At 35.7% G+C, this 15403-nt stretch carries 14 protein-coding genes; 5 read left to right on the top strand and 9 right to left on the bottom strand.

Annotated elements, in window-relative coordinates; translation table 11 throughout:
* Positions 1-37 precede the first annotated feature (37 nt).
* Positions 38-838, top strand: coding sequence for an IS110 family transposase (locus tag ACPUVN_RS01805; protein WP_426370543.1), 801 nt, complete (start codon positions 38-40; stop codon positions 836-838).
* The gene (locus ACPUVN_RS01800; RefSeq protein WP_426369835.1) at positions 825-1046 is read left to right on the top strand and encodes a hypothetical protein; all 222 of its coding nucleotides are present in this window, start codon (positions 825-827) and stop codon (positions 1044-1046) included. The genes ACPUVN_RS01805 and ACPUVN_RS01800 overlap by 14 nt, the downstream gene beginning before the upstream one ends.
* Positions 1047-1564: 518 nt before the next feature.
* Here the strand turns inward: ACPUVN_RS01800 and eno are convergent.
* On the bottom strand, positions 1565-2863 hold the full coding sequence (eno, locus tag ACPUVN_RS01795) for a phosphopyruvate hydratase (protein WP_426358282.1): 1299 nt from the start codon (positions 2861-2863) through the stop codon (positions 1565-1567).
* Between the two features lie 170 nt (positions 2864-3033).
* Positions 3034-4671: a CTP synthase gene (locus ACPUVN_RS01790; RefSeq protein WP_426358283.1), complete on the bottom strand. Its 1638-nt coding sequence runs from the start codon at positions 4669-4671 to the stop codon at positions 3034-3036.
* A gap of 231 nt (positions 4672-4902) precedes the next feature.
* Here ACPUVN_RS01790 and ACPUVN_RS01785 point away from each other — a divergent pair, with 231 nt between their 5' ends.
* Positions 4903-5487: a DUF4202 domain-containing protein gene (locus ACPUVN_RS01785; RefSeq protein ID WP_426358284.1), complete on the top strand. Its 585-nt coding sequence runs from the start codon at positions 4903-4905 to the stop codon at positions 5485-5487.
* Positions 5488-5525: 38 nt separating this feature from the next.
* On the opposite strand, the gene ACPUVN_RS01780 is transcribed toward ACPUVN_RS01785, so the two are convergent.
* From ACPUVN_RS01780 to ACPUVN_RS01765, 4 genes are all read right to left on the bottom strand, one after another.
* Positions 5526-5909: a YbaN family protein gene (locus ACPUVN_RS01780; RefSeq protein ID WP_426358285.1), complete on the bottom strand. Its 384-nt coding sequence runs from the start codon at positions 5907-5909 to the stop codon at positions 5526-5528.
* A 97-nt stretch (positions 5910-6006) separates the two neighbouring features.
* Positions 6007-7011, bottom strand: a complete 1005-nt coding sequence (locus tag ACPUVN_RS01775; RefSeq protein WP_426358286.1) for an ABC transporter permease — start codon at positions 7009-7011, stop codon at positions 6007-6009.
* A gap of 3 nt (positions 7012-7014) precedes the next feature.
* Positions 7015-7896, bottom strand: coding sequence for an ABC transporter ATP-binding protein (locus ACPUVN_RS01770; RefSeq protein WP_426369834.1), 882 nt, complete (start codon positions 7894-7896; stop codon positions 7015-7017).
* Positions 7897-7941: 45 nt separating this feature from the next.
* Entirely contained in the window at positions 7942-10152 is a 2211-nt protein-coding gene (locus ACPUVN_RS01765; RefSeq protein WP_426369833.1) for a GNAT family N-acetyltransferase, read from the bottom strand.
* 161 nt (positions 10153-10313) lie between these two features.
* Here ACPUVN_RS01765 and ACPUVN_RS01760 point away from each other — a divergent pair, with 161 nt between their 5' ends.
* Together ACPUVN_RS01760 and pdxH are read left to right on the top strand one after the other, a co-directional pair.
* Positions 10314-10499: a PA3496 family putative envelope integrity protein gene (locus tag ACPUVN_RS01760; RefSeq protein ID WP_426358289.1), complete on the top strand. Its 186-nt coding sequence runs from the start codon at positions 10314-10316 to the stop codon at positions 10497-10499.
* Between the two features lie 121 nt (positions 10500-10620).
* Positions 10621-11277: a pyridoxamine 5'-phosphate oxidase gene (gene pdxH, locus ACPUVN_RS01755; protein ID WP_426358290.1), complete on the top strand. Its 657-nt coding sequence runs from the start codon at positions 10621-10623 to the stop codon at positions 11275-11277.
* A 161-nt stretch (positions 11278-11438) separates the two neighbouring features.
* Here the strand turns inward: pdxH and ACPUVN_RS01750 are convergent, their stop codons facing one another.
* The 3 genes from ACPUVN_RS01750 to ACPUVN_RS01740 are packed head-to-tail and all read right to left on the bottom strand — an operon-like array spanning position 11439 to position 14638.
* Positions 11439-12572: a sodium ion-translocating decarboxylase subunit beta gene (locus ACPUVN_RS01750; protein WP_426358291.1), complete on the bottom strand. Its 1134-nt coding sequence runs from the start codon at positions 12570-12572 to the stop codon at positions 11439-11441.
* 8 nt (positions 12573-12580) lie between these two features.
* A complete protein-coding gene (oadA, locus tag ACPUVN_RS01745) occupies positions 12581-14353 on the bottom strand; it encodes a sodium-extruding oxaloacetate decarboxylase subunit alpha (protein ID WP_426358292.1) in 1773 nt (590 codons plus the stop codon).
* A gap of 21 nt (positions 14354-14374) precedes the next feature.
* Positions 14375-14638 (bottom strand): OadG family protein, encoded by a 264-nt coding sequence (locus ACPUVN_RS01740; protein ID WP_426358293.1) that lies wholly within the window; start codon positions 14636-14638, stop codon positions 14375-14377.
* Positions 14639-15403 lie beyond the last annotated feature (765 nt).

The following is a 15403-nucleotide window of genomic DNA, read 5'->3' as shown; positions in this document are numbered from 1 at the left end:
ACAAAAGGAGTCCATACATGAGTAAGCGTACAATAATATCACTCGACTTAGCAAAAAAGTAATTCAAGTATGTAAAGTAAACAAGCACGGTGAGATCTTATTCAATAAAGTCATGTCGCCGCAAAAGACTAAAGAACTACTCGCTAACTCACTACCCTGCGTAGTAGCAATGGAAGGTTGTGCTAGTTTTCACTATTGGGCCAGAACAGCAGAGTCTTTTGGTCACGAAGTTAAAGGAATGGCCCCTAAAAAAGTAAAACCTTATATCTGCAATCAAAAGATGGATGCCAATGATGCCGTTGGAATTGCTGTAGCCTCAGCTCAATTAGGTATGACCTTTTGCCAAGTAAAAACATTATCGCAACAAAACATTCAGGCAATTCAGACTAGTCGAAAATGGTTTGACCGAGCAACAACGTCACTAGGAAATCATATTCGAGCTTTATGCTTTGAATACGGAGCAACAATTCCTTTTGGTAAAAAATCATTGAGAGAATCTATTAGTTATTTTATCTCTCCAGAATCTAGTCATTTACCCATACCTATAAAACAATTACTCATGATTTTGTGGCAGCAATATCAAACAACAGAAAATCATTATCAAGCAATCACATTACAACTAAAGCAATTAGTTAATCAATCTGAGCCATGTAAGCGATTGATGAAGCTCGAAGGTGTTAGTTATATAGGTGCTGCTGGTTTAATTTCATGCTTAGGTGATGGTAAAAGTTTCAAAAAGGGTCGTCATGCCTCAGTTTATGTTGGCTTGACACCAAAACAACATAGTAGTGGTGGTAAGGTCGTCATGGTTGGCATAGACAAACATGGGGGGAGATAAACTGCTTCGTTCAATCCTCTACCAAGGTGCACTTTCGGTGATTTCCAGGTTACCATCCGAACCCAAAACGTATAAACAACAATGGCTCATTGCTTTAGTTAAGCGAGTAGGTATTAAACGAGCCTGTGTTGCGTTTATGAATAAAACGGTGCGCACAGCGTGGGCATTACTCAATTACGGTACAGAATATAAAATCCAAGCAGTATAAGTTAAAGTTTCAAAAAAGTTCAGCAAAATGCATTAACAAATAGGTAAGACCAACCTTCTGAAAACCTGTTTAAACCGACAGCGTTAATAACGCTACTATTTCGATTAGGACAGAGGGTGCGAATAGATCACTGGTTAGAAGATAGCTTCTTCAATTAAAAACCGTATATACGTGCGCATCTAATCTTTTTGTAAAAGCAGTTGCTAAACAGGTGGGGTCCATATACGGTTTAAGATGCTTTTAATTCATAGAAATTATGACTAATAAAATTTAACTTATACGCTAGCTTGATAGTTTTTCTTTCTTCAAGGCAAATTTCGCGTCAATAGCTAGCCTATTGCAAGTAAAAGTAGCTGTTAGAGAAGAATATATTAAGCAGAGCTCAGGTTAATTACATCTTACATCAATAAATGAACATAAAAAAAGCCACTAAAAAGTGGCTTTTTTGTATCTGTAATTACTCAGTCTTAAAGACTAAACCTAATCTAAATAGATATAAACTAGGTTATTATCAGTAATTACTGACCTTTAACTTCTGACAAACCATTAAAAATAGCTTTATCACCTAAGAATTCTTCTATACGTAATAATTGGTTGTACTTAGAAACACGGTCAGAACGACATAAAGAACCTGTCTTAATTTGACCTGCAGCAGTACCAACCGCTAAATCAGCGATAGTTGCATCTTCAGTTTCACCTGAACGATGAGAGATAACAGCAGTAAAACCAGCATCTTTAGCCATTTTAATAGCAGCTAAAGTTTCAGTTAATGTACCGATCTGGTTGAATTTGATTAAGATAGAGTTACCAATACCGTTTTCAATACCGCGAGCTAAAATCTTAGTGTTTGTAACGAATAAATCATCACCAACGATTTGAACTTTGTCGCCTAACAATTTAGTTTGGTAAGCAAAACCATCCCAATCTGACTCGTCTAAGCCATCTTCAATTGAAACAATTGGGTATTCTTCACAAAGCGTTGCTAAGAAGTCAGAAAATTCGTTTGCAGTAAATTGCTTGCCTTCGCCTTTAAGGTCGTAAATACCTTTGTCTGCGTCGTAAAACTCAGAAGCAGCACAATCCATTGCTAATGTTACGTCTTTACCTAATACGTAACCTGCAGCAGAAACAGCTTCTTTGATTACTGCTAAAGCATCAGCATTTGATGCTAAATCTGGTGCAAAACCACCTTCATCACCAACAGCAGTATTTAAGCCTTTAGCTGATAATACTTTCTTAAGTGCGTGGAAGATTTCAGCGCCCATACGTAACGCTTCTTTAAAGCTTTTAGCGCCAACAGGTTGAACCATAAATTCTTGAATATCAACGTTGTTATCAGCATGCTCACCACCATTGATGATGTTCATCATTGGTAATGGTAAAGAGTAAACACCTGGAGTACCGTTTAAGTCTGCGATGTGCTCAAACAATTGTACGTTTTTAGCGTTAGCAGCCGCTTTAGCTACAGCTAAAGAAACAGCTAAAATAGCGTTAGCACCAAATTTTTCTTTGTTTTCTGTGCCATCTAAATCGATCATGATTTGATCAATTTCAGCTTGTTGTAGTGGATCTTTACCGATTAAAGCAGGAGCAATGTTATCGTTTATTGCAGCAACTGCTTTTAAAACACCTTTACCTAAGTAACGTGATTTATCACCATCGCGTAATTCTAATGCTTCGCGTGAACCTGTAGATGCGCCAGAAGGAGCAGCAGCTCTACCCCAAGCACCTGATTCTAAATAAACATCAGCTTCAACAGTTGGGTTACCACGAGAGTCCATTATTTCACGAGCAATGATTTTACTAATATTCGACATGTCTTATCCTATTTTATTAAAAAGTCGTTAACCTGTACCTACAGCGATAAAAAGTACATTTAACGGCAATATTCCAGTTTATTATATCTAAAACAAATTTATTTTTTAGAACATTCAATTATGTTAAATACCCTAAATAAAAAACCGCAGCTTTAGGCTACGGTTCTATTTTATGATTGATCGTTTTTCTGATGCTCAAATGAAGCGGCAACAAAACTTTCAAACAATGGGTGCCCATCACGAGGAGTTGAATTGAACTCAGGATGGAACTGCCCAGCAATAAACCAAGGATGATCTGGAATTTCAATAACTTCTACTAATGTTTTGTCTGTAGAAAGACCTGAAAATACCAAACCAGCTTTGCTTAGTTGATCTCTAAAATTGTTATTTACTTCATAACGATGACGGTGTCTCTCGTAGATAGTGTCGCTACCATAAACTTCACGTACTTTAGTTCCTGGTAATAAATGACATAACTGAGAACCTAATCTCATAGTGCCACCTAAGTCTGAGTCTTCATGACGATACTCAACTTGGCCTTCTTCATCTAACCATTCGTTGATCAAGCCAACAACAGGTGATGATGTATCAGAAGAAAATTCTGTACTGTGAGCATCGGTTAAACCTGCAACATTACGTGCGAAGTCTATCAAGGCTACTTGCATACCTAAACAAATGCCTAAGAAAGGTATTTTATTCTCACGTGCATATTTTGCTGTAAGTATTTTACCTTCTACGCCGCGCTCACCAAAACCACCAGGGATAAGGATAGCATCAAGATCTTTAAGAATTTCAACACCTTTATTCTCAACATTTTGAGAATCTACATATTGAATTTTAACAGTTATTTGATTTTTTAAACCTGCATGTTTAAGGGCTTCGTTTACTGATTTATATGCGTCAGGTAATTCAATATATTTACCAACCATACCTATAGTAACTTCACCTTTAGGGTTAGCTTCTTGATAAAGAACTTGTTCCCATTCACTTAAATCAGCTTCTGGTACATCTAAACCAAAACGTTTAACCACTAATTCATCAATGCCTTGTGCTTTTAATAAAGCAGGTACTTTATAAATGCTGTCTACATCACGCATTGAAACAACAGCTTTTGATTCTACGTTAGTAAATAAAGATATTTTTGCACGTTCATTCGCAGGAATAGCTTTTTCACTACGACAAACTAAGATATCAGGGAAAATACCAATTGAACGTAACTCTTTAACAGAATGTTGTGTTGGCTTAGTTTTAATTTCGCCAGCAGCAGCGATATATGGAACAAGAGTTAAATGCATGAACATTGCGCGTTCACGACCTAATTCAACACCTAGCTGACGAATAGCTTCTAAAAACGGTTGTGATTCAATATCACCCACTGTTCCGCCAATCTCAACCATAGCAATATCGTAACCTTCAGCACCTTCAATAACTCGACGTTTAATGTCGTTTGTTATATGTGGAATAACTTGAATAGTTGCGCCTAAAAATTCACCTTTACGTTCACGAGCAAGAATATCTTGGTAAATTCTTCCTGTTGTAAAGTTATTACGCTTAGTCATTTTGGTACGAATAAAACGCTCGTAGTGACCTAAATCGAGATCGGTTTCAGCGCCATCTTCTGTAACAAATACTTCACCATGCTGAATAGGACTCATAGTACCTGGATCAACATTAATATAAGGGTCAAGTTTAAGCATAGTAACCTTAAGGCCACGGGCTTCAAGAATTGCAGCTAAAGATGCAGCAGCAATGCCTTTTCCAAGAGACGATACAACGCCACCTGTTACAAAAATATATCTAGTTGTCATGTGATACCAAAGTCGGATAAGCTGAATTTTGCGTTAAATTGAAGCTTGTGTTTAGTTACACAAATCAATCTAACAGGACGGGAAAGTATTATACTTAAATTGCAATTAAACGACAATATATTAGATGGTCTATATGCAATTAAATATAAGTCATTACAAAGTAAATGATATTACATGCGCGGCACTTTGTAATAGGTTAAAATGAATTATTAAATTATTTAGGTACTTACTATGACAAACCCTCAACTAAGTTCAGTTCTTTCTGCGATAGATACTATTAATAGTGAAGATCCAAATACCACTCTGGTTGATGGCAGCCCACAACCTAAAGAATTATTATACGGCCAGTACATGACGGCATGTGTGAACCAATACTGGCCTCAAGCTAATGAGTTATTACAAATAGCTGTTCGATCTCAACATATAAAACGATGGCATTTACTTCGCACCGAGTTTGATGCTGGTAAGGCAGGTTATTTAAAATGGCGTATTGAGCAAGGTAAATTTCATGCGCAACTGACTAAAAACTTAATGTTAGAAAACGGCTATTCAGAAGAAGATGCTGAAACAACAGCTAAGATATTACGTAAAGAAAAGTTAAAGTCGAATCCTGATACTCAAACCTTAGAAGACGTTGCATGTTTGGTATTTTTACAACATTACTTTGATGAGTTTTCAGCAAAACATACTGAAGAAAAAATAGTTAGAATATTACAACTTACGTGGCGAAAAATGTCTGACCAAGCCCATGAAATAGCACTTAAACTCACGCTACCTGATCATTTAGCTGCTTTGGTTGGTAAAGCTTTAGCTTAATATTTGTATTAAGAGTTTGAGAAAAAAATTTAGGCTGCCTATGAGCTAATTCGTTTAGCAATAGGTAGTCTATAAACAAATATAGCTGGCCCTATCATAAGAGAAATAACTAACACCTTTAACCATATATTTTCGAGCATGTAACACGACCACGCCCCTGCCAACACCATAGAACATAAAGAAATCATTTTAGACTTTTGCGATATAGATCGTGAATCTTGCCAATCTCTTATCAACTGACCAAATACTTTACTGTTTAGTAGCTTGTTATAAAAATAAGGTGACGATTTAGCGAAGCACCCTGCTGCTACCAACAAAAAAGGTGTTGTGGGTAGCAAAGGTAAAACCGCGCCAAAAATAGCTAAAATAACAAACAAACAGCCAGTGCTTTTTAAAAGAAAGTTTTGAATAGATAACCCCATATCTGATCAATAAATCTATACATAAAAAATAAAAATAATAAACTTCATATCTTTAAGTATAGCTAAAATGGTGATTTTAGCTAACTCAACCAATAACTTATCGCTCTGTATTCCAACTAAATAATGAAGAACCTAACACTAAAAATAATGAACACATGCCCACTAAACACCATAAGTGAAAACTGATGTCAGCCAAACTTGCACCTTCAGTAATGATTTTACGCGCTCCTGTGACTAAATGCGTTAATGGTAAGAGGTTAGAGAAAGTTTGAATCGCACTTGGCGCACCTTCTAAGCTAAACCAAACACCTGATAGCAACATCATTGGCCATGAAGTTAAGTTTAATAAGCCACCAATCAACTCTTCACTTTTACTTCTACTCGCCACTAGAAGCCCTAAGGTAATTAAGCTAAAGGCACCTAAAGCGCCAATTATAAATAAGTCTAAATAACTGCCTAACATGTAAAAATCGAAAAATATGTTACAGCCAATATAAACAGAGCTCGACATAAACATAACAATAAATAAACGCGACACCAACTGAGCTGATACAAATTCAAAAGCGGATAAAGGCGTAGCTTTTAAACGTTTTAAAACTGAATTTTTTCTGTACCTAACAATGACGTAACCCACGCCAAACAAACAACTAAACATCATGTTCATGCCCAAAATACCAGGTAAAACCCAATCAACGTATCGAATAGGTGCCCCATTAGTGGTTAAACGTTGATAATCTGAATGTTCGCTTATAAAGATTTTTTCGACTAAATAGCTATTAGGCGCGCCTTCATTTACCCAATATTTTTCTAAGGTGAAATCGACTAACAAGTCTATCGCATGATGCTCAAGCTTAGTGGTAGCTAACGCTACATCATTATAATCAACAAAGTCTATGTACTTAGTTTCAATAAAACTTGATTGTGCCGTAGGTAAATTAACAACACCAATTTTATACACGCCACGACCATCACCTGAAAAAACAAATGATAAGCCAGCTAACATTAAAACAGGAAATAATATGTTCCAACCTAAAGAAGATCTGTCTCTAAAAAACTCAAGATTACGAGCTTTTACTACGGCAAAAAAACGTTTGAAATTCATCAGTTAATCCCTCAAAGAATAGCCAGTTAGTTTTAAAAACAAATCATCTAAGTTAGCTGACTTCACATGTAATCCTTCTAATGAAACATTATTTTCAATCAATAAAGTTAAGGTTTTCTCTACGTGTTGCGTCGTTATCTCTACCCTATCGCCTTGTACTTCACCTTGAAATTTTCCAATGAGTTCTGTATTTAAATGCATAGCAGGTAGGTAGATAAAAATACTTTCGAAATGTTTATTTAGTAAAGCCTCTGGTGTACCCGATTCAATAATTTCACCATGATCCATAATAACCACTTCGTCACACAGCTGTTCGGCTTCATCCATGTAATGTGTGGTTAAAATAATAGTTTTACCTTGTGCTTTAATATTTTTAATCAGTTGCCAAAAGTTGCGTCGTGCTTGTGGATCTAAGCCCGTTGTTGGTTCGTCGAGAAAAATAATTTCAGGATCGTTAATCAAAGCCAGAGCCAATAATAAACGTTGTCTTTGACCACCTGAAAGTAAGCGGTTATTTTTATTTAGAAATTCACTTAAGTCACACAACTCAATAAGTTTATCTTGAGACACAGTTTTATCGTAAAAGGCAGCAAATAGATTTAAGGTTTCTTTTACTGTTAAGAAATCTTGTAGAGCCGTATTTTGAAATTGAATACCTATTTGTTGAGATATGGTTGAATCAACAGGCTTACCTTTATATAAAACATTGCCATGAGAGGCTGGAATAATACCTTCCATTATTTCAATCGTGGTGGTTTTTCCTGCACCATTAGGACCTAACAAGCCAAAACAATGTCCTTTTTTTATTGAGAAACTCACATCATCTACAGCATTTAAATCGCCGTATTTTTTGACTAAGTTTTCAACCGTGATCACTTCCTGCATATTTATTCCTGTTACCAAACGACAAAAATTTTATATAAAAATATTTTATTTATTTTTTTGACTATAACTTTCGATGAATTGAATTAAATGATTGTTAAAGGCTTTCTTTCCTGAAAATCCATAAGCTTCGGTTAGGCTAGAAACTTCTTGTCGCTGAAATATTTTATTAATAATAGGTCTCATATCTGGGTCAAAAGGCATTTTCATTTGATGCTGTAACCACTTATGTAAATGATAAACACAAACACTATATTGACGTTTCTTCGTATAAAAATCGTCTATGGCTTTCAAGTCGAATTTATTAAGTATAGGCAAAGAATCTATTGGACAATAAGTCATAATTTGCCAAACAAGTTCAGGTAAAAGATCTTTATATTGCTCTGCTAATAAATAATCAAAGCTCTGATAAAAGTTATCTTCTATTTTATCTAAATACGGCTCATGTTGTTTATTTATCGCTTTTAATAATAACGCCGAATGTTCACCACTGGCTTTGTCTTTAGTAAAACCTATTCGCGCAATTTTATAGGCTTGCTGCTGCCAAAAGTTAAGGAGTGATTTATTCGCCCCAAAACTTGTTCCGATAAAATCTATGTTTTGTTGTTCAGCATAGGCTTCAATAAGCGATAAGAACATACTACCTAAACCCTTATCTTGTAACTCAGGCAGAATAGCAATACGCATCACTCTTAAATAAGAATAGTTAAAACTGCTTTCTTCGCCACAGTGCGTTAATAACGATTGTGGAATAAACTGATCTTTTAAGCGACGCTGATTACTCTGAATTAACCCTTTTAACTGTTCATCTTCAGTTGCACCTTCTTTTAATAATAAGGCGACACCCAGTAATTGCTTTTGAGAAGACAAAGTTACAAGTGTTATGTTTGGATTATCAAGTAATAATCTAAGATCATTCGGTGACGTTTGATAATGTGCAGTAACAAGTACAGCAAAAATTTGCTGTAAAAGTAATTCATCCAACATTAAAGCTTCAGTGTTTACTTCTTTAAACTCAAGTAATGACGAAGATAATGAAAAACCTTCAGGTAACTTCGGCGCTTCTGCATTCAACAAACAAAGATCATAAATAAAAGCTTCTACAGGATCATTTTCTGCCCATCTAATTGGCTGGCTGATATTTAAGGTTTTACTTTCTGGATATTTTTGCGCTACGTTATTCTGAAATTTTAAGGTAAAACTTCTTCCGGCCCCTTCGTATCCGTGAACCGTACTCGCAAACACCATTCGATGATGTTTTGCTAATAATTGATTTAAAAAATACAAAGGTATCGAAGCAGCTTCATCCACTAATACTAAGTTAAAAGTGGTTTTAGTTTTAATGAGTTCATCTACGGCAATAAACTGCACTGAGCCATTTTTATGTTCTAATCGGTTACTACCAGAAATATTAATATCTGCAGTTGTTTCTTCTCGCTTTAAGCTTTGAGTCAATTGCTTAAAAAACACATCAATTGATTTTCTATGAGTTGCGGTTATGGCTATCTTTATTTCTGCTTGTGCATTTTTGAGTAATTCTGCACAGGCTATCGCTAACGCAGAAGACTTGCCTCTTCCTCTATCCGCTGTTAATACAAGAGGACGATTGCGATGACCTTTTACCACTTGAATAACCTGTTTTACTGCCCTCAATTGTTCTTGAGTTAAACAGTTCATTTCGAGTGATGTTTGCTTTAAAACGACTTCCACATCTTCAGCTGAACTTTGGCTGATAACAGAACAAGCATTTGAAGCTTTAGCGCTAGCAACACCATCAGCTTCTTTGATTATTTTAATAGCTGTATTATTTAAAACTTTATCGGCTAAGCGTTGATTGAAGAAACTACCTTGATAAAAGTCTGAACTCGCTATATTTTCAGGAATGACAATAAATAGTATTCCACCTGAAATTAAAGTCCCTGATAGCGCAGCCAAAGCATCAATATTTAATTGCTCATGATAAAACACTACAAACTGACTTTCTGTTCCGAGTTTATTTCTGAAGGTTTGTTTGTTTACATTTCCGCGAATAGCTATGTCATCACTGTAGATATACCCGTCTTTATTCTTTAATGATGAGGTATCAATAACATTTTCATTGGTAATGTCTTGGCTAGAAAAAGGATGCGATGGAATTTGCTGAAGAAGTGTATTCGCCCATGTATGACTGCCTTGCAAAATAACTATTTGTCGATGAGAACGCGTTGAAGCATATAAAGAAAGCTCGGTTATGCATCGGTAAAAGTTAGCAGAAGTCATTTTTTGTCTATTTTATGTATAAAATCAAAGCTAAGTTTACCAAGCTATGAAAAATATCGAAACAAACATAAATAAAATATTGAAAATCAGCTTGGTAAAGTTATAATTTTTTCCTATATTCAGAGAAGGTCTCCTCAAGTTTTAGAAAACATAGGTGTTAAATGAGCGATGATATAAATAGCGTTGAAGATATCAGCAATAATGATGATAAAATTTCTTACGACGACGATTTGGCCAAAGGAGATAAGGCAGAACGCAACAGCCAAGTAAGGCAACGCATTGAAGATATGCTAGAACGAAAGCGTTTAAAAGAGCTTTTAGACGATAGCGATGATTGGGAGCTATAATAACCAGATAACTTTACTTTAAATCGCTATCTAAATAGCATTATTTAGATCCACCCATTATTTTATTATCCTTAACTTCTAAAGCTGATAAAATAATAAAAACGTCACTTGAATCAATTTAATGAACTTCATCGAAAAAATAAAATGTTTACTCACTTTTGGTCAAGGGGTTGCTTTACCTTTACCCGATATTTCTTCTGAAACTGATCCGTTAGCTTTATTTGAGCAATGGTTTGATGATGCTAAAAAGTCAGGGATTTTGTTACCAGAATCTATGTCGATTAGCACCTGTGATCAAAATGGACAGCCGCGTTCTAGGATGGTGTTACTTAAAGAATATAACGCTGATGGTTTTGTTTTTTATACTAACTATGGCAGCAGTAAAAGCCAAGAATTAGAAGCTAACAATAAAATATCCATACTTTTTCATTGGAATGTTTTACAGCGACAAATTCGCATAGAAGGTGAAGTATCAAAAACATCGGCTGAACAATCTAAACGTTACTTTCACAGTAGAGACAGAGGCAGTCAAATTGGTGCTTGGGCGTCAAAGCAAAGTACTAAGTTAACATCAGCAGATGAATTAAAAGAACGTGAAGCCTTTTACAAGAAGAAGTTCGCTGATTTAGCTGAAATTCCTTACCCTGAATTCTGGGGGGGCTGGAATGTTAAACCTACATATATTGAATTTTGGCAAGGTAGAGCAAGTAGATTACACGATAGAATATGCTTTGAAAAACTTGATAATGAATGGACTCAATTTAAACGTCATCCTTAAAGAAGAGCGATACCCATAAGGTTAACGTTAAAAGTAAATAAACACTTAATTCTCTTAGCTTATATCCACAATATTTAATCAATAAAAAAGCGCAAACAGTTATGTTTGCGCTTTTCTTTTTTTAACACGTTAATACTTGCTTAACGCTTAACTACGAATAGCTATCCGCCAACTAGGGCTAGTAAAATACCCGCTGCAACAGCAGAACCTAATACACCAGCAACGTTAGGACCCATAGCATGCATTAACAAGAAGTTATGCGGGTTAGCTTCTAAGCCAACCTTGTTAGCTACACGAGCCGCCATAGGTACAGCAGAAACACCCGCAGCACCAATTAATGGGTTGATAGGGTCTTTACTAACTTTATTCATAAACTTAGCCATTAATACACCAGATGCTGTACCGATAGAGAAAGCAACAGCTCCTAAGCCTAGAATACCTAAAGTTTCAACGTTCAAGAACGCATGAGAACTTAATTTAGAACCAACACCTAAACCTAGGAATATAGTTGTGATATTAATTAATTCGTTTTGAGCTGTAGTGCTTAAACGATCAACAACACCTGATTCACGCATTAAGTTACCTAAACAGAACATACCTACCAGCGGAGTAGCTGATGGTAAAAAGAATATTGTCATTAGTAATACACCTAATGGGAATATAATTTTTTCTATTTTAGTTACATGACGAAGTTGCGCCATTTCAATTTTACGTTCATCAACACTTGTTAAAGCACGCATAATTGGTGGTTGAATAATAGGAACAAGCGCCATGTATGAGTAGGCAGCAACAGCAATAGCACCTAATAATTCAGGAGCAAGTTTAGACGCTAAGAATATTGCAGTAGGACCATCGGCACCACCAATAATCGCAATAGCTGAAGCATCTTTTAGTGTAAATTCAATACCTGGAACTGCATTTAATGCAATAGCGCCAAATAAAGTAGCAAATATACCAAACTGAGCAGCGGCACCTAAAAACAACATTTTAGGGTTAGCAATTAGTGCCCCAAAGTCTGTCATTGCACCTACACCCATAAATATAATTAATGGGAAGATGCCAGTATCAATACCTGCATAGTATATGTAATGTAAAAGTCCGCCTACTTCAGAGAAACCAGCAACAGGAATATTGGTTAATATCGCGCCGAATCCCATAGGAAGTAACAATAATGGTTCAAAGTTACGTGCTATTGCTAAATACAATAATCCACAACCTACCAACATCATTACCACTTGGCCAACTTCAAAGTTAGCTAAGCCAGTAGACAACCATAATGTGTGTAATGCTTCCATTATTTCACCTATGTTAAACTTAGTAAGGTGTCACCAACTGTTACAGAGTCACCCTCTCTAATATGTACAGCAACGATTTCGCCCGCGCTTACTGCTCGAATTTCTGTTTCCATTTTCATTGCTTCCATCACAATAACAACTTCCCCAGCTTCAACAGTATCGCCTTCATTTACTAACACTTTAAATATGTTACCTGCTAGTGGCGCGTTTAATGTTTCTGCAGCACTAACTGATGTAGATTGCTTAAGCACTTCGCCACCAGGAGCATGTGAAACACTTTCAAGGCTTCCACCAGGAGCAACAACAACATCATAAACTTTACCGTCAACACTAACTGCATAGTTCTCAGTTGCTGTGTTTGATTCAGACTTAGGAACTGACTTAGCAGATTCTTTAGTAGGAACAGGTTCAAATGCTGATGGGTTGTTACGGTTTTCTAAAAACTTCAAACCAATCTGAGGAAATAATGCGTAAGTTAATACGTCATCAATCATATCATCAGCTAGTGAGATTGATTTTTCTTTAGCTAATGCAGCTAATTCAACTGACAAGTTATCTAGTTCAGGAGCAATTAGGTCAGCAGGACGACATGTAATTGGTTCTGCGCCATCTAATACTTTAGCTTGTAGCTCAGCATCAACTGGTGAAGCTGTAGCACCGTATTCACCTTTTAAGATACCAGCAGTTTCTTTAGTGATAGATTTGTAACGTTCACCTGTTAGTACGTTTAATACTGACTGTGTACCTACAATTTGAGACGTTGGCGTAACTAATGGAATGTTACCTAACTCTTTACGTACACGAGGGATCTCTTTTAATACTTCATCAAATTTATCTGAAGCGCCCTGCTCTTTAAGTTGGCTTTCCATGTTAGTTAACATACCACCAGGTACTTGAGCTAATAAAATTCTAGCGTCAACACCTTTTAAACTACCTTCAAATTTAGCGTATTTCTCACGAACGTCTCTAAAGTAAGCTGCAACTTCAGCCATTTTAACTACGTCTAAACCTGAATCACGCGGCGTACCATCTACAATTGATGCGATAGTTTCTGTTGGTGAATGGCCGTAAGTTTGGCTCATTGAAGAAATAGAAGTATCAATTACATCAATACCTGCATCAATCGCTTTCATGTGTGTAGCTACACTCAAACCTGTTGTTGCATGACAATGTAATGAAATAGGTAAAGCAACCGTTTCTTTTAACTTACCGATAAGTTCTGCAGCAAAGTATGGTTTAAGTAAACCAGACATATCTTTAATACATAAAGAATGAGCGCCCATATCTTCAAGCTGTTTAGCCATAGTTAGCCAGCCTTGAAGTGTATGCACTGGGCTTTCGGTATAACTTAAAGTACCTTGAGCGTGAGCACCCACTTTAACAGCAGCTTTAATTGATGTTTCTAAATTACGTACATCGTTCATTGCATCAAAAATACGGAAAACGTCAACACCATTTACATGTGCGCGCTCAACAAACTTTTCTACTACATCATCAGCATAATGACGGTAGCCTAAAATGTTTTGTCCGCGAAATAACATTTGTTGCTTAGTTTTAGGCATCGCTTTTTTAAGGGCACGAATACGTTCCCAAGGATCTTCACCTAAATAACGAATACACGAGTCAAACGTTGCTCCACCCCATGATTCAATAGACCAATACCCTATATCATCTAATGTAGACGCAATGGGTAGCATATCTTCAAGGCGTAACCTTGTTGCTAGTAGTGATTGATGGCCGTCACGTAGAACGACCTCAGTGATACCTAATGGCTTTGACATGGAAATGCTCCTATGTTTTTTTTAATTATGTTTGCTACGGTATTGTGAAACGGCTGAAGATATAGCGGCAACTACACTTGGCGAAACACTACCTGCAGAATTTGTTGAGGCTTTTGCAGCTCTCGGCGCTCTAGTTTGTGGTTTAGCATCAGGAAATTTAATTGCTAACTTAGCTAATACACAGTTAATAAAAATTACTAACAAGCCAAGAAATACAAAAACAAAAACCATACCCGCAAGCATCAATGTGCCTGCTTCAATAAATAACTCGTTTAGATGTTCCATTTTAGGACCTCAGGTCACTCTAAAGTGTAATTAGAATAAAGACTCCAATTGCTAAAAACAATTTGTTTTTTCTCGTTTCAGAAAAATAGTTTTTGTCAAGAGCATAAATCAATTTATATTCACTTATATTAATAATTATTCAGAACATATTATAAAAAAATTAAAATCGTATACAATCCTTGAGCAGGTAAAGACTAATATCTAGAGGGTTAAGGTTTAATTGTATACAATATTCAATAAAAGGTAAGCTTGAAATAATTATTCATAATATTTGGATAAAGTAAAAACTATTGCTGATAGTAGTTGTTTTTATTAACAGGACATCATGATATTGCAGTTTGAGAAGTGACGGCTTATAAAAGTGTTAAGCGTTATTAATGAGCTTGCCCTTTAACCTAGTTACCACTGCGCATGAGTTAACTACATATACAACAATGCTTCTTTTGATCAACTTCGCCCTAACTAACAATTCATAGAGCTAGATTACCTATATTTAAACTTATTAGTAAATTAGTAAATTAGTAAAAGTTGCGTTTTAAAGACTAATAACAGTTTACACCGTGTTATTTCATTTTGTATGTAGAAAACTACTGAGATTTAATATTACTCATCAAGTTATCACTATAGCTAATTGATGACAAAGAGCTATTTAACAGAATAATAAAGTGAAGAAATAAATCTTATAATATTTATTAGCGAACTATTAATATTTGTCACTTATTAAAAGAACCCTAGCTGAATATAACGCCCGCCTCATCTTAAACG

It is taken from the genome of Pseudocolwellia antarctica, from assembly GCF_049933045.1.
Classification (GTDB): Bacteria; Pseudomonadota; Gammaproteobacteria; order Enterobacterales; family Alteromonadaceae; genus Pseudocolwellia.
This window is presented reverse-complemented; position numbering and strand designations above follow the sequence as displayed.

Coding starts and splice junctions, on each gene's coding strand:
- ACPUVN_RS01800 (WP_426369835.1), top strand. CDS start 825: ATGGGGGGAGATAAACTGCTTCGTTCAATCCTCTACCAAGGTGCACTT.
- ACPUVN_RS01760 (WP_426358289.1), top strand. CDS start 10,314: ATGAGCGATGATATAAATAGCGTTGAAGATATCAGCAATAATGATGAT.
- ACPUVN_RS01750 (WP_426358291.1), bottom strand. CDS start 12,572: ATGGAAGCATTACACACATTATGGTTGTCTACTGGCTTAGCTAACTTT.
- ACPUVN_RS01740 (WP_426358293.1), bottom strand. CDS start 14,638: ATGGAACATCTAAACGAGTTATTTATTGAAGCAGGCACATTGATGCTT.
- ACPUVN_RS01780 (WP_426358285.1), bottom strand. CDS start 5,909: ATGGGGTTATCTATTCAAAACTTTCTTTTAAAAAGCACTGGCTGTTTG.
- ACPUVN_RS01770 (WP_426369834.1), bottom strand. CDS start 7,896: ATGCAGGAAGTGATCACGGTTGAAAACTTAGTCAAAAAATACGGCGAT.
- ACPUVN_RS01790 (WP_426358283.1), bottom strand. CDS start 4,671: ATGACAACTAGATATATTTTTGTAACAGGTGGCGTTGTATCGTCTCTT.
- ACPUVN_RS01785 (WP_426358284.1), top strand. CDS start 4,903: ATGACAAACCCTCAACTAAGTTCAGTTCTTTCTGCGATAGATACTATT.
- ACPUVN_RS01775 (WP_426358286.1), bottom strand. CDS start 7,011: ATGAATTTCAAACGTTTTTTTGCCGTAGTAAAAGCTCGTAATCTTGAG.
- oadA (WP_426358292.1), bottom strand. CDS start 14,353: ATGTCAAAGCCATTAGGTATCACTGAGGTCGTTCTACGTGACGGCCAT.
- eno (WP_426358282.1), bottom strand. CDS start 2,863: ATGTCGAATATTAGTAAAATCATTGCTCGTGAAATAATGGACTCTCGT.
- ACPUVN_RS01765 (WP_426369833.1), bottom strand. CDS start 10,152: ATGACTTCTGCTAACTTTTACCGATGCATAACCGAGCTTTCTTTATAT.
- pdxH (WP_426358290.1), top strand. CDS start 10,621: ATGAACTTCATCGAAAAAATAAAATGTTTACTCACTTTTGGTCAAGGG.